This is a genomic window from Streptomyces boetiae (assembly GCF_031845405.1).
Taxonomy (GTDB): Bacteria; Actinomycetota; Actinomycetes; order Streptomycetales; family Streptomycetaceae; genus Streptomyces; species Streptomyces boetiae.
The window spans coordinates 60908-79808 of record NZ_JAVREN010000028.1; the positions used below are offsets into that span (position 1 = coordinate 60908).

Annotated in this window: 22 protein-coding genes and 1 pseudogene; 16 read left to right on the forward strand and 7 right to left on the reverse strand. The window is 75.4% G+C overall.

Annotated features, from left to right (window positions below; genetic code table 11):
* Window positions 1–75: 75 nt before the first annotated feature.
* Complete coding sequence (locus tag RM780_RS18565; RefSeq protein ID WP_311631898.1) at window positions 76–1305, reverse strand: DUF7134 domain-containing protein; 1230 nt, start codon at window positions 1303–1305, stop codon at window positions 76–78.
* Between the two features lie 86 nt (window positions 1306–1391).
* Between RM780_RS18565 and RM780_RS18570 the strand changes: the two genes are divergently transcribed.
* Entirely contained in the window at window positions 1392–2453 is a 1062-nt protein-coding gene (locus tag RM780_RS18570; RefSeq protein ID WP_311631899.1) for an SAM-dependent methyltransferase, read from the forward strand.
* A gap of 36 nt (window positions 2454–2489) precedes the next feature.
* Here RM780_RS18570 and RM780_RS18575 read toward each other — a convergent pair whose 3' ends face one another.
* Window positions 2490–3632, reverse strand: a complete 1143-nt coding sequence (locus RM780_RS18575; RefSeq protein WP_311631900.1) for an NADH-quinone oxidoreductase subunit D — start codon at window positions 3630–3632, stop codon at window positions 2490–2492.
* An 88-nt stretch (window positions 3633–3720) separates the two neighbouring features.
* Here RM780_RS18575 and RM780_RS18580 point away from each other — a divergent pair, with 88 nt between their 5' ends.
* Window positions 3721–4344 (forward strand): PH domain-containing protein, encoded by a 624-nt coding sequence (locus RM780_RS18580; RefSeq protein WP_311631901.1) that lies wholly within the window; start codon window positions 3721–3723, stop codon window positions 4342–4344.
* A gap of 11 nt (window positions 4345–4355) precedes the next feature.
* Window positions 4356–5696, forward strand: a complete 1341-nt coding sequence (locus RM780_RS18585; protein ID WP_311631902.1) for a PH domain-containing protein — start codon at window positions 4356–4358, stop codon at window positions 5694–5696.
* A 10-nt stretch (window positions 5697–5706) separates the two neighbouring features.
* Here RM780_RS18585 and RM780_RS18590 read toward each other — a convergent pair whose 3' ends face one another.
* Window positions 5707–6309 carry a class I SAM-dependent methyltransferase gene (locus RM780_RS18590; RefSeq protein WP_311631903.1) on the reverse strand — a complete coding sequence of 201 codons (603 nt, stop codon included), beginning with the start codon at window positions 6307–6309 and terminating at the stop codon, window positions 5707–5709.
* 108 nt (window positions 6310–6417) lie between these two features.
* On the opposite strand from RM780_RS18590, the gene RM780_RS18595 reads away from it, so the two are divergent.
* The 5 genes from RM780_RS18595 to RM780_RS18615 all read left to right on the forward strand — a co-directional run bounded on the left by RM780_RS18595 (window position 6418) and on the right by RM780_RS18615 (window position 9398).
* Window positions 6418–7050 (forward strand): HAD-IA family hydrolase, encoded by a 633-nt coding sequence (locus tag RM780_RS18595; RefSeq protein WP_311631904.1) that lies wholly within the window; start codon window positions 6418–6420, stop codon window positions 7048–7050.
* Window positions 7051–7119: 69 nt separating this feature from the next.
* Entirely contained in the window at window positions 7120–8334 is a 1215-nt protein-coding gene (locus tag RM780_RS18600) for a helix-turn-helix domain-containing protein (protein WP_311631905.1), read from the forward strand.
* 155 nt (window positions 8335–8489) lie between these two features.
* On the forward strand, window positions 8490–8864 hold the full coding sequence (locus RM780_RS18605; protein ID WP_311631906.1) for a hypothetical protein: 375 nt from the start codon (window positions 8490–8492) through the stop codon (window positions 8862–8864).
* Window positions 8857–9150, forward strand: coding sequence for a hypothetical protein (locus tag RM780_RS18610; RefSeq protein ID WP_311631907.1), 294 nt, complete (start codon window positions 8857–8859; stop codon window positions 9148–9150). The genes RM780_RS18605 and RM780_RS18610 overlap by 8 nt, the downstream gene beginning before the upstream one ends.
* Entirely contained in the window at window positions 9147–9398 is a 252-nt protein-coding gene (locus RM780_RS18615) for a hypothetical protein (protein ID WP_311631908.1), read from the forward strand. Before RM780_RS18610 ends, RM780_RS18615 begins: the two co-directional genes overlap by 4 nt.
* Here RM780_RS18615 and RM780_RS18620 read toward each other — a convergent pair.
* Complete coding sequence (locus RM780_RS18620; protein ID WP_311631909.1) at window positions 9370–10365, reverse strand: aldo/keto reductase; 996 nt, start codon at window positions 10363–10365, stop codon at window positions 9370–9372. The genes RM780_RS18615 and RM780_RS18620 overlap by 29 nt on opposite strands.
* 127 nt (window positions 10366–10492) lie before the next feature.
* Between RM780_RS18620 and RM780_RS18625 the strand changes: the two genes are divergently transcribed.
* A complete protein-coding gene (locus tag RM780_RS18625; protein ID WP_311631910.1) occupies window positions 10493–11344 on the forward strand; it encodes a helix-turn-helix transcriptional regulator in 852 nt (283 codons plus the stop codon).
* A 21-nt stretch (window positions 11345–11365) separates the two neighbouring features.
* Here RM780_RS18625 and RM780_RS18630 read toward each other — a convergent pair whose 3' ends face one another.
* Both RM780_RS18630 and folP read right to left on the reverse strand, forming a co-directional pair.
* Window positions 11366–11857 carry a nuclear transport factor 2 family protein gene (locus tag RM780_RS18630; RefSeq protein ID WP_311631911.1) on the reverse strand — a complete coding sequence of 164 codons (492 nt, stop codon included), beginning with the start codon at window positions 11855–11857 and terminating at the stop codon, window positions 11366–11368.
* Window positions 11854–12729, reverse strand: coding sequence for a dihydropteroate synthase (gene folP, locus RM780_RS18635; protein ID WP_311631912.1), 876 nt, complete (start codon window positions 12727–12729; stop codon window positions 11854–11856). Before folP ends, RM780_RS18630 begins: the two co-directional genes overlap by 4 nt.
* Window positions 12730–12875: 146 nt before the next feature.
* Between folP and folB the strand changes: the two genes are divergently transcribed.
* The 3 genes from folB to RM780_RS18650 all read left to right on the forward strand — a co-directional run bounded on the left by folB (window position 12876) and on the right by RM780_RS18650 (window position 14451).
* Window positions 12876–13235, forward strand: a complete 360-nt coding sequence (folB, locus tag RM780_RS18640; protein WP_311631913.1) for a dihydroneopterin aldolase — start codon at window positions 12876–12878, stop codon at window positions 13233–13235.
* Window positions 13232–13888: a 2-amino-4-hydroxy-6-hydroxymethyldihydropteridine diphosphokinase gene (gene folK / locus RM780_RS18645; RefSeq protein ID WP_311631914.1), complete on the forward strand. Its 657-nt coding sequence runs from the start codon at window positions 13232–13234 to the stop codon at window positions 13886–13888. The genes folB and folK overlap by 4 nt, the downstream gene beginning before the upstream one ends.
* A gap of 62 nt (window positions 13889–13950) precedes the next feature.
* A complete protein-coding gene (locus tag RM780_RS18650) occupies window positions 13951–14451 on the forward strand; it encodes a DUF3180 domain-containing protein (RefSeq protein WP_311631915.1) in 501 nt (166 codons plus the stop codon).
* Window positions 14452–14497: 46 nt separating this feature from the next.
* Here the strand turns inward: RM780_RS18650 and RM780_RS18655 are convergent, their stop codons facing one another.
* Window positions 14498–15661 carry an ABC transporter ATP-binding protein gene (locus RM780_RS18655; protein WP_311631916.1) on the reverse strand — a complete coding sequence of 388 codons (1164 nt, stop codon included), beginning with the start codon at window positions 15659–15661 and terminating at the stop codon, window positions 14498–14500.
* 41 nt (window positions 15662–15702) lie between these two features.
* Between RM780_RS18655 and RM780_RS18660 the strand changes: the two genes are divergently transcribed.
* From RM780_RS18660 to RM780_RS18675, 4 genes and pseudogenes are all read left to right on the forward strand, one after another.
* Entirely contained in the window at window positions 15703–16404 is a 702-nt protein-coding gene (locus tag RM780_RS18660; protein WP_311631917.1) for an ABC transporter permease, read from the forward strand.
* 1 nt (window position 16405) lies between these two features.
* The gene (locus RM780_RS18665; RefSeq protein WP_311631918.1) at window positions 16406–17140 is read left to right on the forward strand and encodes an ABC transporter permease; all 735 of its coding nucleotides are present in this window, start codon (window positions 16406–16408) and stop codon (window positions 17138–17140) included.
* A gap of 52 nt (window positions 17141–17192) precedes the next feature.
* Window positions 17193–18164: an ABC transporter substrate-binding protein gene (locus RM780_RS18670; protein WP_311631919.1), complete on the forward strand. Its 972-nt coding sequence runs from the start codon at window positions 17193–17195 to the stop codon at window positions 18162–18164.
* Window positions 18165–18249: 85 nt separating this feature from the next.
* A pseudogene (locus RM780_RS18675) lies at window positions 18250–18901 on the forward strand (hypothetical protein); the annotation flags it as partial.

The window sequence follows — 18901 nt, forward strand, 5'->3', positions numbered from 1 at the left end:
GCGGTGCCGGGCGTTCCCGGCGGGCGGTGCCGGGCGTTCCCGGCGGCGGGCGTGGGGCGTTGGGCGTGCGGCGCGTCAGTCGTGGGCGGGCAGGGGCAGGGTGGCCGCGATCCGGAAGCCTCCGCCGGGGCGCGGCCCGGCCACCAGGACCCCGCCCACCATCCCGACCCGCTCCCGCATCCCGATCAGGCCCTGGCCCAGGCCGTCCGCGCCGCGCTCCTCGTACAGCTCGCGCTGCGCGCCGCGGCCGTCGTCCTCGGCCAGCACGGTCAGGGCCTCGCGACCGTACTCCAGCCGGACGGTGGCCCCGACGTCGGGGCCGCCGTGCTTGCGGGAGTTGGTCAGGGCCTCCTGCACGATGCGGTACGCCGTCAGCTCGACGCCGCTGGGCAGCGGCCGGGGCGTGCCGTCTATCCGGAAGTCGACGGCCAGGCCGGAGTCCCGGACCTGGTCCACCAGCTCGGCGAGCTGCTCGACGCCGGGCTGGGGCACGTACTCCTGCGCGGCGTCGCGGGGGGGCGTGCCGTTGCTGTCGGCGCTGCGCAGCACGCCCAGCAGCCGCCGCATCTCGGTCAGGGCCTGGCGGCCGGTGCCCGAGATGGTGGCCAGGGCGCTGCGGGTCTGCTCGGGGGCGGTGTCCAGCACGTAGGCGGCGCCGTCGGCCTGGACGACCATGACGGAGACGTTGTGCGCGACCACGTCGTGCAGCTCGCGGGCGATGCGGGCGCGCTCGGCGGCGACGGCGATCCGGGCCTGCGTCTCGCGCTCCTGCTCCAGCCGGCGGGCGCGCTGCTCCAGCTCGGCGTAGTAAGCGCGGCGGGTGCGCAGCGAATCGCCCAGCACCCAGGCCGAGCAGAAGGCGATGGTGGCGAACACCATGCCGACGACCGTCTCGGGGGCGCTCGTCTCGGAGTCCTCCTCGGGCCAGCGGAGCGTGGCCAGGGCGGCGGCGGACAGGGAGCCGCCCAGCGCGAGGCGGGAGGGCCAGCGCTCGGGGCGGGAGGCCACGGTGAAGGTGATGACGAGGAAGGCGAAGTTGGCCGCCAGCGGCTCGATGTCCGCCGCGAGCTGGAGGAGGCCCACGGCTATGGCCAGCAGCAGCATCGCCTCCGGCCACCGGCGGCGCAGGGCGACCACGACGCACAGCAGGGCCGATACGGCCAGCGCCTCCTCCTCGGAGCCCCGGTACCCGCCCTCGGCCTCGGGGAGCGCGATGCTCATGAAGGAGACGATCAGCAGTACGAAAGCCCAGCTACCGTCGACCCACGTGGGGTGACGGCGGAGGAAATCGTAAAGCCGGTTCACGTCACCCAGAGTAGGCGTGATGTGCTTGCCGGGAGTCAGCCAGAGGACCGATACGTGAAGCGGTCAACTACTCCTCAAGGTGGACGATGCCCGAGACGCGCCCCGAGCCCCGGCCCGCGACCGGCCCGGATTCCGGCTCTGCGGACGGCCCCGCCGATGGGTGGCGGGCGGCGGCCGAGCGAGCCCTGTACGCGCCCGGCGGCTTCTTCCTGCGCCACGCGCCGGCGGCGCACTTCCGCACCTCGGTGCACGCCTCCCCGCTCTTCGCGGAGGCGGTCGCGCGCCTGCTGACCCGGGTGGACGAGGCCCTGGGACGGCCGCCGGAGCTGGCGTTCGTGGACGTGGGCGCGGGCCGCGGCGAGCTGGCCGCCGGGGTGCTGGCCGCGCTCCCCGCGCCCGTGGCCGCCCGCCTCCGCCCGGTCGCGGTGGAACGGGCCTCCCGCCCGCCGTCCCTGGACCCGCGGATCGACTGGCGCTCCGCGCCGCCCCCGCCCGGCTCCGTCACCGGCCTGCTGTTCGCCAACGAGTGGCTGGACAACGTTCCCCTCGACGTGGCGGAGACCGGCGAGGACGGGGTGCCGCGCTACGTCCTGGTGGACCGGGAGGGCGCCGAACGGCCAGGACCGCCCGTGGCCGGGACGGACGCGGCGTGGCTGCGCCGCTGGTGGCCGCTGCCGGAGCGGCCGGGAGCGCGCGCCGAGATCGGGCGCCCCCGGGACGCGGCCTGGGCCGGCGCGGTGGGAGCGCTGGCCCGCGGCCTGGCCGTGGCCGCCGACTACGGACACACCCGCGCGGACCGCCCGCCCCTGGGCACGCTGACCGGGTACCGGGACGGGCGCGCGGTGCGGCCGGTGCCGGATGGGAGCTGCGACCTGACGGCGCACGTGGCCTGGGACGCGTGCGCCGCGGCGCCCCCCGGGACACCGGGCGTGCTGCGCACGCAACGGGCCGCGCTGCGCGCCCTGGGCGTGCGCGGGGAGCGCCCGCCGCTGGAGCGCGCCCGCACGGACCCCTCGGGCTACCTGCGCGCGCTGGCCTCGGCCGGCCAGGCGGGGGAGCTGACCGACCCGGCGGGCCTGGGGGCGTTCGGCTGGCTGACCCACGCGGTGGGCATCCCGGACCCGCTGACCGACGCGGACGCGGCCTGACCGCCGCGCCTCCGTCGACTTGTCGCCTCTTCTTCCCTACTTGTCGATGTCCCCGACCACGAAGAAGAACGACCCGAGGATCGCGACCATGTCCGCCACCAGCGTTCCCGGCAGCAGCTCCCCCAGGGCCTGGATGTTGTTGAACGACGCCGAGCGCAGCTTCAGCCGGTACGGGGTCTTCTCACCCGTGGACACCAGGTAGTAGCCGTTGAGGCCGAGGGGGTTCTCCGTCCACGCGTACGTGGCGCCCTCCGGGGCCTTGAGTACCTTGGGCAGCCGCTGGTTGACCGGCCCCGGCGGCAGCTCGGCGAGCCGGTCGAGGCAGGCGTCGGCCAGGTCGAGGGCGTTGACCGTCTGGTCGAGCAGCACCTCGAAGCGGGCCAGGCAGTCCCCCTCGGTCCGCGTCACGACCTTCAGAACGTCCGCCAGCTCCCCGTACGCCAGGTACGGCTCGTCGCGCCGCAGGTCGAAGTCCACGCCCGAGGCGCGGGCGATCGGCCCCGAGACGCCGAAGGCGTGCGCGACCGCCGGGTCCAGCACGCCCACGTTCCGGGTCCGCGCGCGGAAGACCTCGTTGCCCAGCACCAGTTCGGTCAGCCGCCCCAGGCCGCCGCGCGTCGCGGCCACCGCCTCGCGGGCCCGCCCGGCCCACCCGGCCGGCAGCTCGTCCTTCAGGCCGCCGACCCGGTTGAACATGTAGTGCATCCGGCCGCCGGAGACCTCCTCCATCACGTGCTGGAGGGTCTCGCGCTCGGTGAAGGCGTAGAAGATCGGCGTGATCCCGCCCAGCTCCAGGGGGTAGGAGCCGAGGAACATCAGGTGGTTGAGGACCCGGTTCAGCTCGGCGAGGAGCGTGCGCAGCCACACGGCGCGCTCGGGGACCTCCATGCCGAGCATCCGCTCGACCGCGAGCACGACGCCCAGCTCGTTGGAGAAGGCCGACAGCCAGTCGTGCCGGTTCGCCAGCACGATGATCTGCCGGTAGTCGCGGGCCTCGAACAGCTTCTCGGCGCCGCGGTGCATGTAGCCGACGACGGGCTCGGCCCGCGAGATCACCTCGCCGTCCAGCACCAGCCGCAGCCGCAGCACGCCGTGCGTGGCGGGGTGCTGCGGGCCGATGTTCAGCACCATGTCGGTGCTCTCGGCCGCCCCGCCCACCCCGATGGTGGTCTCGGTCATCCTCGCCTCCGCCGCCGTGCCGCCTGCGCCCTCCTGCCGCGCCAGTGTGACACTTCCCCGCGCGGCGCTTCCTCGTAAGCTGCACAGCATGGACGCGGAGCCCGGCGAGGACGACGGCGCGAGGCCCGGCGCGGCGGGCGGCGCGAGCGCCGCAGCGGGCTCCGGCGCGCAGGACGGCGCGAGGCCCGGCGCGGGCGACGGCGCGAGCGCCGCCGGACCTGCCGCCGGGCCCGCCGCCGTGCCCTCCGCCGAGGACTGGCAGCCCGTCCGGCGCGGCCTGCTCCGCATGCGCCGCCTGCTGCTCGTGGCCTGGCTGACCCCGCCCCTCCTCCTCGCCGCGGCCCTCCCGCCCCTGCTCGGCGGCGGGCCGGTCTGGTGGCTCCTCGCCGCTCCCTGGCCGCCGCTGGCCGCCTGGGGCTGGTGGGCGCTGGGCCGCAACTGGCGTTCCTGGCGCTACCTGGAGCGCGCCGATGACCTGCTGATCAGCCGCGGCGTGCTCTGGCGCGAGCTGACCGTCGTCCCCTACGGCCGGATGCAGCTCGTCGAGGTCACCTCCGGGCCGCTGGAGCGCCGCTTCGGCCTGGCCAGGCTCCAGCTCCACACCGCCGCCGCGGCCACCGACGCCGCGATCCCGGGCCTGGCCCCGGCCGAGGCGAAACGTCTCCGCGACCGGCTCACCGAGGCGGGCGAGGCCCGCTCGGCGGGCCTGTAGGCGGGCGGCCCGTGGAGAGCGCGGCGCCCGAGGAGGCCGACTTCCCCGCCGGGGCGGGCAAGCGGCTCCACCCCGTCACGCCCTGGCGCCGCGCCTGGGCCCCGCTGGCCGGCCTGGCCGCCATCGCCACCCAGAACGCCTCCGAGCTGCGCGAGTGGAGCACCTCCCTGCCGCTGCCCTGGCTGCTCGCCGCGCTCGTGGCGTTCCTCCTCGGTGCCGCCGGCTACGGCTGGCTCTCCTGGCGCGTGACCCGCTACCTGGTCACCGACGCCGAGCTGCGCATCCGCACCGGGCTGCTGTTCCGGCGCACCGCGCACCTGCGGCTCGACCGCATCCAGGCCATCGACATCACCCGGCCGCTGCTGGCCCGGGCGGTCGGCGTGGCCAAGCTCAAGATGGACGTGGTCGGCTCCGGGTCCGCCGACGAACTGGCGTTTCTCGGCGAGGACGAGGCCCGCGAGCTGCGCGCCGAACTCCTGGCCCGCGCCGCCGGCATCGCCCCCGAGGCCGCGCCGACGGCCGGCGAGGCCCCGGCCCGCGAGCTGTACCGGGTGGACTCCCGCACCCTCGCCCTGGGCCTGGCCCTGCTGGGCGGCGGCTGGCTCTCGCTGGGCACGGCCGCGGTCGTCGCGCCGCTGATGTGGAGCGGAACGGCCAGCCTGTTCGCCGCGGTCGTCGTGCTGCTGCCGCTGCTGGCGGCCCTGTGGCGCAGCAGCCTGGGCAGCTTCCTCACCCAGTACGACTGGACGGTCAGCGAGTCCCCGGACGGCCTGCGCCTGGACCACGGCCTGCTCCAGCGCGACCACGCCACGGTCCCGCCCGGCCGGGTGCAGGCGGTGCGCATCGTGGAGCCGTTGCTGTGGCGGCGGCGCGGCTGGCTGCGCGTCGAGCTGGACGTGGCGGGGGCGGGCAACGAGGGCGGCCTGCTGCTCCCCGTCGCCACCCGCCCGGTGGCCGCGGCCGTGCTGGCCCGCATCCTCCCCGAGGCCGACATCGACGCGGCCCTGGCCGCCGTCCGCCCTGCCCCGCGCCGCGCCCGCTGGGCCGTCCCCATCTGGCGCGTCGGCTACGGGCACGGCGTCACCCCGGCCCTGTTCGTGGCCCGGCGCGGGCGGCTGCGCCGGGTCCACACGTTCGTGCCCCACGCGAAGGTCCAGAGCGTGCGGCTCACCCAGGGCCCGTGGGAGCAACGCCTGGGGCTGGCCGACGTCCACGTCGACCACGGCGCGAACGGCACGGCCACGGCCCGCCTCCTCGACGCCCCCACGGCCCGCGCCGAGGTCGCCGCCCAGTCCGAACGCTCCCGCCTCGGCCGCCGCCGCGCCGCGCCGGAGCGGTGGCTGACGGGCTGAACGCCCGGCGTTACGCGCGGCGCCTGGCCCTCAGCACGGTGTCGTGCGTGTGCCGCGTCCCGGCCGGTGCCTTCGCTGTGCGCGGGCGGGTCTCGTCGACCTCCACGGCCCAGTCCTCCCCGAGCAGCCCGGCGACCTCGCCCGGCTGGTAGTAGTCCAGCGGATCGACGCCCAGCTCCTCGCGCGGCGGCAGCCCGGCCAGGTCGTGCCCCACGAACAGCAGCGTCCCGCCGGGCGCGACGGCCTCCAGCAGCCCGCGCAGCGCGGCGTGCCCGTCCTCCCGCTCCAGCGGCAGGTACTGCGCCGACACGAGATCGAACGCCCGCTCCTCCGGCCGCGCCTCCTTCACGTCCGCGCGCCGCCACTCCACCCGGTCCGCAACGTCCTCCCCCGCCGCCGCGGCCCGCTCCAGCGCCGTCGCCGAGACATCCACCCCCACCACCCGCCACCCCCGCCGCGCCAGCCACAGCGCGTCCCCGCCTTCCCCACACCCCACATCCAGCGCCCGCCCCGGCACCAACCCCCCGGCCTCCGCCACGAGCACCCCGTTCACACCCCCACTGAACAGCCGCTCCACCCCCCGATACCGCGCTTCCCACGCCTCAGCGTCCACGTCCCTCTCCTTCTCTCCCCGACCACCGTGCGCCCGCCGCTCCCCCTGCGGCAAACGTCGTTGCCGGAACGGCGACCGACCCCTCGCCCCGGCTCGTAGGCTTTGGGGATGGCGACTGCTGCGGAGCCGAAGTTCGACGGCCTGATCGTCGACTTCTTCGGAGTCCTGACCTTCAACATGGTCGACGTGATCTCCGCCTTCGAGGACCGCGAGAGGCTGGCCCGGGGAACCTTCCTGCGTGCCTGGGCCGACCCGCGCGGGCAGGAGCTCTTCCGGCGGCTGGAGCTGGGCGAGATCACCCAGACCGAGTGGAACGGCGGCTTCGCCGCCCTGATGGGCGTGGCACCGGACAACCTGATGGCCCGCTACCTGCACGATGCCTTCCCGGCCTACCAAGTGATCAGCGTGGCCCGGCAGGCACGGGCCGCCGGGATCAGAACCGCCGTGCTGTCCAACAGCCTCGGCCGCGAACCGTATGACCCCTACTCGGGGTTCGACCTGCACGGCACCTTCGACGAGGTCGTGCTCTCCGCGGAGCACGGCGTGCGCAAGCCCGACCCCGCGATCTTCCGCCTGGTCCTCGACAAGCTCGAAGTGGCGCCCGAACGCTGCCTGTTCATCGACGACAGCGAGGAGAACCTGGCCGCCGCCCACGGACTCGGCATCACGCCGCTCCTGGGCCTGGACGAGAAGGTGATCGCGGCCCGTCTCGCGGAGTTGCTCCGTCTGCCCGTTCGGTAGGAAATCGCGCACGGCTGAGAGGAGTACCGTGCGAAGAGTCAGCGCAAGGACGGCGACGTGGAGTTCACCGTGCCCGCATCCCCTGCCACCCCCGCCGTGCCCGTCGAGGGCATCGGCTCACGCATCAAGGAAGTCCGCCTGATCCGGGGGTACACCCTCCGGGAGCTCGCCCGCCGCGCCCACGTCTCGCCCGCGCAGCTCTCGCGCATCGAGACCGGGCAGCGCTACGCGAGCCCCGCGATCGTGGCCGGCGTCGCCCGTGCCCTGAGCGTCAGCGTGTCCGTGCTGTACGGGCAGCCGTACATCCACATGCTGCAACAGGACCAGTTGGACGCCCTGTTGTCCCCGATCGCGGGCTCGCTCGACGACTGGGACATCGGCCCCGGCGAGGGGGACCCGCCGCCGCGCCCGCTGGCGGTGCTTGAGGCCGCCGTTCGGGAGCTGGACGGCAAGCGGGAGGCGGGGCAGCAGTTCGAGGTCGCCGAGGCGCTGCCCGGCCTGATCGCCGAGGTGAACGCCACGGTGCTGCTGAACGAGCGGCCGGGCCGCGACCGGGAGCGCGCCTTCTGGCTCCAGGCGCAACTGGGCCGCACGGCCTATGTGGCCACCCGCAGGCTGGGGTTCATCGACCTGGCGCGGCACGCGCTGGGCCGGATGGCCGCCGCCGCCCCGCACTCCGGCGACCCGCGCCAGGTCGCCATCGAACGCTGGGACCGCGCCCGCCTGTTGGGCGACGCGACGCGCGCGGACAAGGGATTCCGGCTGGTGCACCAGGCGTTGCGCGACCTGGACGACGACCGGACCCCGGCGACGCGGGCGGTGCGCGGCGCGCTCTACCTGGAAGCCGCCGTCCTCGCCCGGCGCGCCGGGGTGCCCGACACGGCAGCCGAATGGCTGGGCCGGGCCCGCGAGCTCGCCCAGGCCACCGGCGAACTCCCTCACTACGGCCTGGTGTTCGGCCCCACCAACGTGGCCATCCACACGATGTCGGTGGCCAGCGGCCACGACCGGCACGGCGAGGCCCTCAGGATCGCGCGCGGCCTGCGCATCCCCGAGGACTACCCGAAGGCACGCGCCGCCTCCTACTGGGCCTCCCGCGCCCGCTCCGAGGCGTGGACCGCTCAACACGAGGCCGCCCAACGGTCGTTGGAGAGAGCCCGCCAGGTCGCCCCCCAGCAGACCCGCTACCACCCCGGCGTCCACGAGACCGTGGGCACCCTCCTCCGCGCCCGCTCCCGCGTCCCGGACCCGCTGCGCGACTACGCGCAGTGGTGCGGCATTTAACAGCCCGCAGTCCGCCGGTCAAGCGCCGTCACCCCTCCGGGCTGTTACCAGCCTGGGGACACCGGGGCCTTGCCGCCGCGCGATCCTGTGACGGTCCGTACGAAGAACGTCACAGAGAGCGGGTGCGTGCGATGGTCGTGCCTCTTCCGGCGTGGATGCCGGGCAAAGACGAGGGCGTGGTGGCGCTGCCGTGTCACCGCTGGTGGGACGGGGCGCGGGTGCCCGCGTTCGTGGGGGAGCGGGTCGTTGCGTGGCTGCGCGCGGAGGCCGGGCCCGTGATCGAGGATCAGGTCGCGGACAGTTACACCTGGCTCGTGCGGCCCGGCGCGGCGGACGCGTGGGAGGGGGCCGGCGTCGAGGTGCTGCGGCACGGGTCGCTGCCCGTGCCGCCGCCGCACTTCACCGCCGGGGCCTTCAGCGGCGGGGCGAGCCTGCGGTGGCTGGTCCCGCCGACCGCCACCTGCCTGTCCGACCCGGCCCGGCTGGCCGCCGCCCTCCGCCTGGCCGGGCGGGAGGCGGGACATGGCTGAACGCCCCGCCGGGGCCCGGCTGTTGCCCTGGCCGAGCCGGGACGGCGGGCCCGCCTACCTCCCGGCCCACGGCGCGCACGGTCCCGTGGCCGCCCTTGCCGACGAGATCGAGGCCGCCCAACTGGCCACCGGCGCCGAGGTCCTGCGCTGCGCCCGCCCCCTGATGGCCGACCCAAACGCCACCGCCCGGGAGTTGCGCTTCACCGCCTGCCGCCTGGCCGAATGCCTCACCGACGCCCTCCGCATCGCGGACAGCCGCGGCGCCCGCCTCACGGAGCAAGGATGACCGCCCGCATCGCCCACGGCGTCACCGTGGACGCCCGCACCGTCCGGCTCGGCGACCAACTCCTCATCGCGGGCCAGGCGTTCACCATCACCGACATGACCGCCCTCCCCCGCGGCGCAAGACGCCTCCGCTTCGCCACCGGAGAGACCTTCACCATGCTCCCGGCCACGGTCCTCTACGCCACCCGCCTAGTCACCCCCCGCCCAGGCGCCGGGCCCGTCAATTGCCCACGTCCAGTTGGGACATGAGGGCGGGCGGGTAGCGGTCGCCGTGGGCCGTGCCCGGGGGGATGGCCGTTTCGATGGTGTGGAGGTCTTCCGGGGTGAGGGTCAGGGATGTGGCGGGGAGGGCTTCGGTGAGGCGGGGGCGGGTGCGGGCGCCCACCAGGGGGACGATGTCCTCGCCCTGGGCGGACACCCAGGCGAGGGCGAGCTGGGCGACCGTGCAGCCCTTGGCCTGGGCGACGCGGCGCAGGGCGTCCACGAGGGCGAGGTTGTGCTCGACGTTGCCGCGGGCGAAGCGGGGGCTGAACGCGCGGCTGTCGCCCGGCTCGGGGGCCCGGCCGGCCGTCCAGTGGCCGGAGAGGAGGCCGCGGCCGAGGACGCCGTACGCGGTCATGCCGATGCCCAACTCCCGCAGCGTAGGCAGGACTTCCGCCTCCACCGCCCGGGAGAGCAGCGAGTACTCGATCTGGAGGTCGGCCACCGGGTGCACGGCGTGGGCCCGGCGCACGGTCTCCGCGCCGACCTCCGAGAGGCCGAGATGGCGCACGTACCCGGCCTCGATCAGCTCCTTGACCGCGCCGACGGTCTCCTCGACCGGCACCGCCGGGTCCAGCCGCGCGGGGCGGTAGATGTCGACGTGGTCGGTGCCCAGCCGGGTCAGCGAGTAGGCCAGGAAGTTCTTCACGGCCTCGGGGCGGCAGTCGATCCCGCCGAACTCCGGCCCCGGCCCGCGCAGCACGCCGAACTTCACGCTCAGCACGTACCCCTCCCGGTCCCGGCCGCGCAACGCCTCCGCGAGCAGCAGCTCGTTGTGGCCCATGCCGTAGAAGTCGCCGGTGTCGATCAGCGTCACGCCCGCGTCCAGCGCGGCGCGCACCGTGGCCACGCTCTCCGCGCGGTCGGTGGGCCCGTAGGCGCCGGACATGCCCATCGCGCCCAGCCCCAGCGCCGAGACGGCCGGGCCGGTGCTGCCCAATGTGCGTACCCGCATCGCTCTTCTCCTTCGTCGTCGCCCTGTCCCCCACCCTGCGGCGCGGTGCGGGCGGACGGGAGCGGAGCGTTCACCCTGGGACGGCCGCTCCCTGGATCGGCGCTCCCACCCGGAGGAACATGGGGGGATGGAACGCGATCAGCTCGCCGACTTCCTGCGCCGCCGCCGCGAGGCGATCCGCCCGGCCGAGGCCGGGCTCGCGGAGAGCCCCCGCCGCCGCACGGCCGGCCTGCGCCGGGAGGAGGTGGCGCTGCTCGCGGGCGTCTCGGTGGACTACGTCGTACGCCTGGAGCAGGGCCGCAGCAGCCAGCCCTCGCCGCAGGTGCTCGGCGCGCTGGCCCGGGCGTTGCGCCTCTCCGAGGACGAGCGCGACCACCTCTTCCACCTGGCCGGGCACCGGCCGCCGCCCGCCGAGGGGCCGGCCCGCGCGGCCCGCGCGGGCCTGGTGCGGCTGCTGGGGCTGGTCGGGGACACCCCGGCGCTGGTGCTCTCCGACCTGGGCGAGGTCCTGGCCCAGAACCGGGCGGCCGTCCTGCTGATGGGCGACTGCACGCGGTTCACGGGCGACCGCCGCTACCTCGTCTTCCGCTGGTTCACCGAGCCGGCCGTCAGCGCCGCCCACCCGCCCGAGGAGCGGGAGGAGAACGCCCGCCGCCTGGTGGCCGACCTGCGCGCCGTCGCCGGCCGCCGCTGCGGCGACCCCGAGGTCACCGGCCTCGTCGCCCGGCTGCGTGCCGCGAGCCCCGACTTCCGCCGCCTCTGGTCCGCCCACGAGGTGGCCATCCGCCGCGCCGACCGCAAGACCCTCCTCCACCCCCGCGTGGGCCCCCTCCGCATGGACTGCGAAACGCTGGTGACGCCCGACCTCGGCCAGCAGCTCCTGCTCTTCACCCCGGCGGACCCGGAGACCCGCGACCGCCTGGCCCTGCTCCGGGTCCTGGACACCGAGCCGCAGGCGACGGGCGCCCCGACGCGGTAGGCGGGGCGGCCGGGCGACGGCTCAGCCGATCTCCGTGAGGCCGGTGGGCGGGTCCTCTTCGTCGTCCGGGGTGTCGGGGTCCTCGTCCTCGCGGCCGATGAGGACGGGGGAGCCGTGGTGGGACCAGATCTTCCAGGTGCCGTCGTGGGTGCGGCGGAAGACGTTCGTGGCCACGACCAGGCCGCCGACGAGGGGGCCCGTCGTGCCGTCGGCCTCGGTGGGGCCGCCGGAGAGGATGTTCTCCGTGCAGGTGACCAGGGCCGTGTCGCCGAGGACGGAGACCTCCACGTCGGTCAGGACGAACTGGATGTACTCGGTGTTCGCCATGATCAGCGCGTAGGAGCGGATCACCTCGCCGCGGCCGTTGATCACCGGCCAGCCGGGGTGGACCACGCTGACGTCCTCGTCCAGCCAGTGCTCGGCCATCGCGTCCAGATCGCCCTGCTCCAGCGCGTCGTAGAGGGCCGTGTTGGCCGCCGCGACCGCCTCGATGTCCGTGCGCGCGCCGCTCATGACCGCGCCTCCCCGGCGGAGGCGCCCGAAACCGCCCGCGCCACCCGCACCGCGTCCGCGCTGGCCCGCGCCTCGTGCACCCGCACCGCCCACGCCCCGGCCGCCGCCGCGAGGGCCGTCACCGCGGCCGTTGCCGCGTCCCGCTCCCGGGCCCGGGGCGGGGAGCCGTCCGGCCCGGCCAGCACGCGGCCCAGGAAACGCTTGCGGGAGGCGGCGATCAGCAACGGCCGGCCCAGCTCGGCGCGCAGCCGCCCCATCGCGGCGACCAGCGCCAGGTCGTGCTCCGCCCGCTTGGCGAAGCCGAGCCCGGGGTCGGCCACGATCCGGTCGGCGGCGATCCCGCCGTCCACCGCGCGCTCCAGCGAGGCGCGCAGCTCCGCGATCACCTCGCCGACCACATCGGCGTAGACCGCGCGGTCGTTCATGTCCAGGGACTGCCCGCGCCAGTGCATCACCACGAACGGGACCCCGGCCTCGGCCACGGCCGGGACCATCCGCGGGTCCGCACGGCCGCCGGAGACGTCGTTGACCAGGCGGGCGCCCGCGGCCACCGCGCGCTCGGCCACCGAGGCGCGCATCGTGTCCACGCTGACCGTCACGCCCTGCGCGGCCAGCTCCCGCACCACCGGAACGACCCGCCGCAGCTCCTCGTCCTCGTCCACCCGCGTCGCGCCGGGCCGCGTCGACTCGCCGCCCACGTCCACCAGGTCGGCGCCCTCGGCCACCAGCTCCATGCCCCGTTTGACCGCGGACTCGGCATCGAACCAGCGCCCGCCGTCCGAGAACGAGTCCGGTGTGACGTTCACCACGCCCATGACCGCGCAGCGGTCCCAGCGGGGCAGGCCCGTCACGTGGCCGTGGGAATCGCTCATGCCCACCAGGGTAGGGGCTCGGGCCCGGCCGGGCGGACGTTCCGCCAAGGGGCGGGCGCTGCCCCGGGGGCAGGGGCGGCGCGGGTAGATTCGAATGCCCGCACGCCGACCGCACGCAGCATCACCGAACGACGGGAGCCAACGCCGTGGACCGCATCGCCCTGCACGGACTGCGCGCGCGAGGGCATCACGGGGTGCTCCCCCGGGAACGCGCCGAGGGACAGCCCTTCGTCGTGGACGTCGTGCTGGGTGTGGACACCCGGCCCGCCGCCGCGGACGACGACCTCGCGAAGACGGTGCACTACGGCGTGGTGGCCGAGGAGGTCACCGCGATCGTCGCCGGGGAGCCGTTCGACCTGCTGGAGACGCTCGCCCAGCGCATCGCCGACCAGTGCCTGAGCCACCCCGCCGTGCAGGAGGCCGAGGTGACCGTGCACAAGCCGCACGCCCCGATCACCGTTCCCTTCGACGACGTGACCCTCACCATCAAGCGGAGCCGAGCATGACCCCCAGCAACGCCGCCTCGTCGCCCACCTCTCCCACGCCCCCCACCACCCCGTCGCCCCCCTCGCGCCCCGACCCGACCGTTCAGCCCGTGCCCCCGGCCGTGGTGGAGCAGGTGGACGCCGCGGACAGCACCCTCCAGAACCCCAAGCGCGCCGTCGTGGCCCTGGGCAGCAACCAGGGCAACCGCCTGGAGACGCTCCAGGGCGCGGTGGACGCGCTCGCCGACACCCCCGGGATGCGCGTCAAGGCCGTCTCCCCGGTCTACGAGACCGAGCCCTGGGGCGTGGAGCCGGGCAGCCAGCCCAGCTACTTCAACGCCGTCGTGATCATCAAGACCACGCTGCCCCCTTCCTCCCTGCTGGAACGCGCCCACGCGATCGAGGAGGCGTTCGAGCGCGTGCGCGACACCCGGTGGGGGCCGCGGACGCTGGATGTGGACATCGTGGACTATCAGGGCGCGGTCTCCGACGACCCGGGGCTCACGCTGCCCCATCCCCGCGCCCACGAGCGGGCGTTCGTGCTGGTGCCGTGGCACGATGTCGAGCCGGGCGCCGAGGTGGCCGGCCGCGGCGCGGTGGCCGACCTGCTGCCGGGGCTCGGCGACCAGGGCGTGGCCCGGCGTGCGGATCTGGACCTGGTCCTGCCGGACTGAGGCGCGCGCACGACCACCGCACCACGCAACCACGACAACAAGACCGAGGGGCACGAACAGCGGTGAACCAACTGCGGATCGGGACACTGGCCGGCCTCTTCGCCGCGGCAGCCGGCCTGTGCTGGGGCGGGGCCGGGCTGTGGGAGTCGCTGGGGAACACCCCGCCCGCCGTCCCGCTGCTCGCGCCGGTCTTCCTCGGGCTGATCGCCGCGGCCCTGCTGGCCACGGCTCTGTCGCTGCGCGCCCGGCTGAAGGCCCAGCGCGAGCGGCGGCCGGGGGCGCGGCCCGTGGACCGGATGATGGCGGCCCGGGCGGTCGTCTTCGGGCAGGCCAGCGCGCTGGTCTCCGCCCTGGTGGCCGGCGGGTACGGCGGCTTCGGGATCTTCCTGCTGATGGAGCGGATGGACGTCGCCAGCCGCCGGGACCAGGCGATCTACGCCGGCCTGGCCGTGCTGGCGGGCGTATGCGTCGTGGCCGCCGCGCTGTTCCTGGAGCGCGTCTGCCGGCTGCCGGAGGGCGACGGGGACGACGACGGCGACGGCCCGATGCGTTCGCCGGTTTGAAGGGCCTCGAAGGACACGCCGCGCAGGAGGCGCCCGGAGGCCCCGCCTACCGCCCCGGCACGGAGTCCAGTGCCACCGCCTCGCGTGCCACGTCCCGCGCGTCCGCGTCGATGGACCGGCGCAGCGCCTCGTGCAGTGCGGCCGGGGTCAGCACGCCGAGGAAGCGATCCCCCTCGTCCAGAACCGCGATCCACCCCGCGTCGTACTGGAGCATGGTGCTGAACGCCTGCTTCAGCGAGGCGCCCAGCGGCAGCCAGGCGTCCATCCGCCGGGCGTGGGCGGCGACCAGCCCCTTGGGGTCGGCCTCGGCGGCGTCCGCCGGGACCCAGCCGTGCAGCGCGCCCTCCTCGTCCAGCACCACGGCCCAGCGCACCCCCTCGGCGCGCATCCGGGCCGCGGCGGCGGCCAGGCCCTCGTTCAGCCGCACCACGGGCGGCTCCTCCAGGTCGCCGCGCTCCACGGGCGTGACCGACAGCCGCTTCAGGCCGCGGTCGCTGCCGACGAACGACGCGACGTAGGCGTTGGCCGGGGCGCCGAGCACGGCGGCCGGGGAGTCGAACTGCTCGATGCGGCCCTCGCCGTAGACCGCCATCCGGTCCCCGAGGCGAACGGCCTCCTCGATGTCGTGCGTGACGAACAGCACGGTCTTGCGCACCTCGGCCTGGAGCCGCAGGAACTCCGCCTGGAGCCGCTCGCGCACCACCGGGTCCACGGCCCCGAAGGGCTCGTCCATCAGCAGCACGGGCGGGTCGGCCGCCAGGGCCCGGGCCACGCCCACGCGCTGTCGCTGCCCGCCGGAGAGCTGGTCGGGGTACCGGCCGCCGTGGACCTTGGGGTCGAGGCCGACCAGCTCCAGCAGCTCGGCGGCGCGGCGGCGGGCCTCGGAGCGGCGGCGGCCCAGCAGCAGGGGAACGGTCGCGGTGTTGTCCAGGACGGTGCGGTGGGGGAAGAGGCCGACCTGCTGGATGACGTAGCCGATGCGGCGGCGCAGCTTCACGGGGTCGTAGTCCGCGACGTCCCGGCCCTCCAGCAGGACGCGCCCCTCGGTGGGCTCCTCCAGGCGGTTGACCATCTTCATGGTGGTCGTCTTGCCGCAGCCCGAGGGCCCGACCAGGGTGACCAGCTCGCCCTCCGCGACCTCCAGGTCGAGGTCGTCCACGGCGACGGTCCCGTCGGGGTATCGCTTGGTGACGTGCTCGAACCGCAGCATGTTCATCATTCTGTCAGGTTCACCCCGTAGGGTGTGGGCACATGAGTGCGGTCGGGGCCGAGAGCTGCCTGACACGGAACGAGTGGATCTGCGGGGAGTACCTGCGGAGCCGCTCCGGCGAGCTGACCGAGGCGGCGGGCGAGCACGTGGTGATCACGCTGAGCGCCGTCGCGATCGCCGTGCTCGTGGCGTTCCCCCTGGCGCTCCTCGCCCGCCGCTGGCGGCTGGCCGCGGGCGGCATCCTCGCCTTCACCACCGTCCTGTACACCGTGCCGACGCTGGCGATGTACGCGCTGCTGCTGCCGTTCTTCGGGATCTCGGTGTCGGTGGTGGTCTGCGGCCTGGTGCTCTACTCGCTGACCATCCTGGTCCGCAACATCCTGACCGGGCTGAACGCCGTCCCCGCCGAGGCGCGGGAGGCCGCGCGCGGTCTCGGGTACGGGCCCGCGCGGCTGCTGTTCGCGGTCGAGCTGCCGCTGGCGTTGCCCGCGCTCATGGCCGGGGTGCGGATCGCGACGGTCTCGGCGGTCTCGCTGACCACGGTCGGGGCGATCGTGGGGCACGGCGGGCTGGGGAACCTGATCTTCAGCGGCATGGACACGTACTTCCGCGCGCAGGTGCTGGCGGCCTCGGTGCTGTGCGTGGCGCTGGCCGTGGCAGCGGACCTGCTGCTGCTCCTGGGGCAGCGGCTGCTCACGCCGTGGGCCAGGCCGCGGCGGCGCGCGGCTGCGGGGAGGGCCTGAGATGGACGCCGGAGTGATCCCGGACGCCTGGGCGTGGCTGACCACCTCGGCCCACTGGTCGGGCGGCGCCGGGGTGTGGGCACGGCTGCGCGAGCACCTGTGGCTGAGCGGGCTGTGCCTGGTCATCTCCTGCGCGCTGGCCCTGCCGGTGGCGCTGTGGCTCGGGCACGGCGGCGGGCGCCGCTTCGGCGGGGCCCTGGCCGTCAACCTCTCCAACGCCGGCCGCGCGGTCCCCACCTTCGCCGTGCTGGTGCTCCTCACCCTCGGGCCGCTGGGCCGCCACGACGACCTGCCGACCATCGTCGCGCTGGTCCTCTTCGCCGTGCCGCCGCTGCTGACCAACGCCTACACCGGCGTCGCCGCGGCCGACCGGGACGTGGTGGAGGCGGCGCGCGGCATGGGCATGTCCGGCTGGCAGCTCCTGGCGCGCGTCGAGGTGCCGCTGGCGTTCCCGCTGATCATGACCGGGGTGCGAACGGCCGCGGTGCAGGTGGTGGCCACGGTCTCCCTCGCCGCGCTGGCCGCGGGCGGCGGCCTGGGCCGCATCGTCACGGCGGGCTTCGCCACGTACGACACGCCCCAGGTGGTGGCCGGCGCCGCGCTGATCGCGGCGCTGGCCCTGCTGGTGGAGGGCGTCCTGGCCCTGGCCCAACGCCTCCTCGACCCCCGCCGCCGCGGCGGGGCGCCGGTCCCCAACGCCCCGCCGCCGCCCGCTCCCTCCCCCGCGTCCTTCTGACCCCTCGCAATCCCCCGGACCAGGTCCGGGTTCGCCCTGAACGGAGAGTCCCGTGACACGCTCACTCCCCCGCCCCGCCCGCAGACGCGCCGCGCTGGCCCTCTCGGCCGCCACCGCCCTGACCCTGGCCCTGACCGCGTGCGGCGGCGACAGCCTGGAGGAGGAAGGCGGCGGCTCCGACGCCGGCGGCCGGAGCCTCACCATCGGCGGCGCCAACTTCACCGAGGCCACCGTCCTCATCGAGCTCTACGCGCAGATACTGCGCGAGGAGGGCTTCGACACCGAGACCACGCCCACCGAGGGCCGGGAGATCTACGGCCCCGAGCTGGAGAGCGGCGCGATCGACATCGTTCCCGAGTACGCCGCCACCGCGGCCGAGTACTACAACGCCCAGGCCAACGGCCCCGAGGCCGAGCCGGTCGCCACGCCCGACGTCACCGAGACCGTCGAGGCCCTGCGCGAGCTGACCGGGCCCCGCGGCCTGACCGTGCTGGACCCGGGCGAGGCGGTGGACCAGAACGCCTTCGCCGTGACCGAGGAGTTCGCCGAGGAGAACGGCCTGACCACCCTCACCGACCTGGGGGAGTCCGGCCTGTCCGTCCGCCTGGCCGCGGGCGAGGACTGCGCGACCCGGCCGTTCTGCGAGCCGGGCCTGGAGGAGACCTACGGCATCGACATCGCCGAGGTCGACCCGCTGGGCGTGGGCACCACCCTCGCCAAGCAGTCCGTGGCCGACGGCGAGAACGACCTCGTGCTGGTCACCACCACCGACGGCACGCTGCCCGACTTCGGCCTGACCCTGCTGGAGGACGACCGGAACCTCCAGCTCGCGGACAACGTCCTGCCCGTGGTCAACACCGAGTCCGCCGGCGACGAGGAGATCGCCGCCGCCCTCGGCCGGCTCACCGAGGCCCTCACCACCGAGGACCTGGTCGAGCTGAACCGCCAGGTGGACGCCGAGCGGCGCACCGCCGAGGACGTGGCCCGCGACTGGCTCACCCAGGAGGGCCTCATCGGGGGCTGACACTCCGCGCCCCTTGGATAACTCCCCGGGAACAACCTCCCGGACGCCCTCCCACGGCGCCTCGCCGCCACGGTAGGTTCGGGCCATGGCACGTGGACGTCACCGCTCCGCCGCACTGCACCGGGTGCTGCTCCCGGCCTCCCTGGCCGGCACCGCGCTGGCGGGTGCCGCCGTGCTCTGGATGCCGGTGGACTGGGAGGCGACGGTGGCCCGGGGCGTGGTCTCGGCCGTCGCCCTCGCGACGCTCACCGGCGCGCTGCTGATGCGCCGGTGGGACCGCGAGGCGGCGCGCCAGGTCGCCCGGGAGCGGGCGGCCAAGTCCGGGCTGAGCTGGCAGCTCGAGGAGCGGCAGGCCGAGCTGGAGGACTCCCAGGAGCTGATCGCCGCGCTGGAGGCCAAGGTCCGCGACAAGCGCGCCGAGCTGGGGCGGCTGCGCACGGAGCACGCGGCGCTGCTGCGCCGGTACGCCACGGCCGAGACCGAGCGCGCCAAGGCGCTGGAGGGGCGGCGGCTCCTCGCGCTGGAGGCCGCGGAGCCGGCCAAGCAGCTCTCTGCGCAGGCCGCGGACCACCGCACGGCGGGGGGCGCGCCGACCGCGCTCACCTACCGGCAGGCGGCCGAGGCCCTCAGCCGCCTGTCGCGGAACGCGGCGCGCCAGCGCGAGGCCAGGGACGAGGCCCGCGACGCGGAGCTGCGCCGCCGCCGCGAGGCCCCCCAGCCCGGCCCCTCCACCCCAC

Coding starts and splice junctions, on each gene's coding strand:
- folP (WP_311631912.1), bottom strand. CDS start 12,729: ATGAGCGATTCCCACGGCCACGTGACGGGCCTGCCCCGCTGGGACCGC.
- RM780_RS18575 (WP_311631900.1), bottom strand. CDS start 3,632: ATGACCGAGACCACCATCGGGGTGGGCGGGGCGGCCGAGAGCACCGAC.
- RM780_RS18655 (WP_311631916.1), bottom strand. CDS start 15,661: ATGCTGCGGTTCGAGCACGTCACCAAGCGATACCCCGACGGGACCGTC.
- RM780_RS18595 (WP_311631904.1), top strand. CDS start 6,418: ATGGCGACTGCTGCGGAGCCGAAGTTCGACGGCCTGATCGTCGACTTC.
- folK (WP_311631914.1), top strand. CDS start 13,232: ATGACCCCCAGCAACGCCGCCTCGTCGCCCACCTCTCCCACGCCCCCC.
- RM780_RS18620 (WP_311631909.1), bottom strand. CDS start 10,365: ATGCGGGTACGCACATTGGGCAGCACCGGCCCGGCCGTCTCGGCGCTG.
- RM780_RS18630 (WP_311631911.1), bottom strand. CDS start 11,857: ATGAGCGGCGCGCGCACGGACATCGAGGCGGTCGCGGCGGCCAACACG.
- RM780_RS18660 (WP_311631917.1), top strand. CDS start 15,703: ATGAGTGCGGTCGGGGCCGAGAGCTGCCTGACACGGAACGAGTGGATC.
- RM780_RS18610 (WP_311631907.1), top strand. CDS start 8,857: ATGGCTGAACGCCCCGCCGGGGCCCGGCTGTTGCCCTGGCCGAGCCGG.
- RM780_RS18605 (WP_311631906.1), top strand. CDS start 8,490: ATGCCGGGCAAAGACGAGGGCGTGGTGGCGCTGCCGTGTCACCGCTGG.
- RM780_RS18665 (WP_311631918.1), top strand. CDS start 16,406: ATGGACGCCGGAGTGATCCCGGACGCCTGGGCGTGGCTGACCACCTCG.
- RM780_RS18625 (WP_311631910.1), top strand. CDS start 10,493: ATGGAACGCGATCAGCTCGCCGACTTCCTGCGCCGCCGCCGCGAGGCG.
- RM780_RS18570 (WP_311631899.1), top strand. CDS start 1,392: ATGCCCGAGACGCGCCCCGAGCCCCGGCCCGCGACCGGCCCGGATTCC.
- RM780_RS18580 (WP_311631901.1), top strand. CDS start 3,721: ATGGACGCGGAGCCCGGCGAGGACGACGGCGCGAGGCCCGGCGCGGCG.
- RM780_RS18615 (WP_311631908.1), top strand. CDS start 9,147: ATGACCGCCCGCATCGCCCACGGCGTCACCGTGGACGCCCGCACCGTC.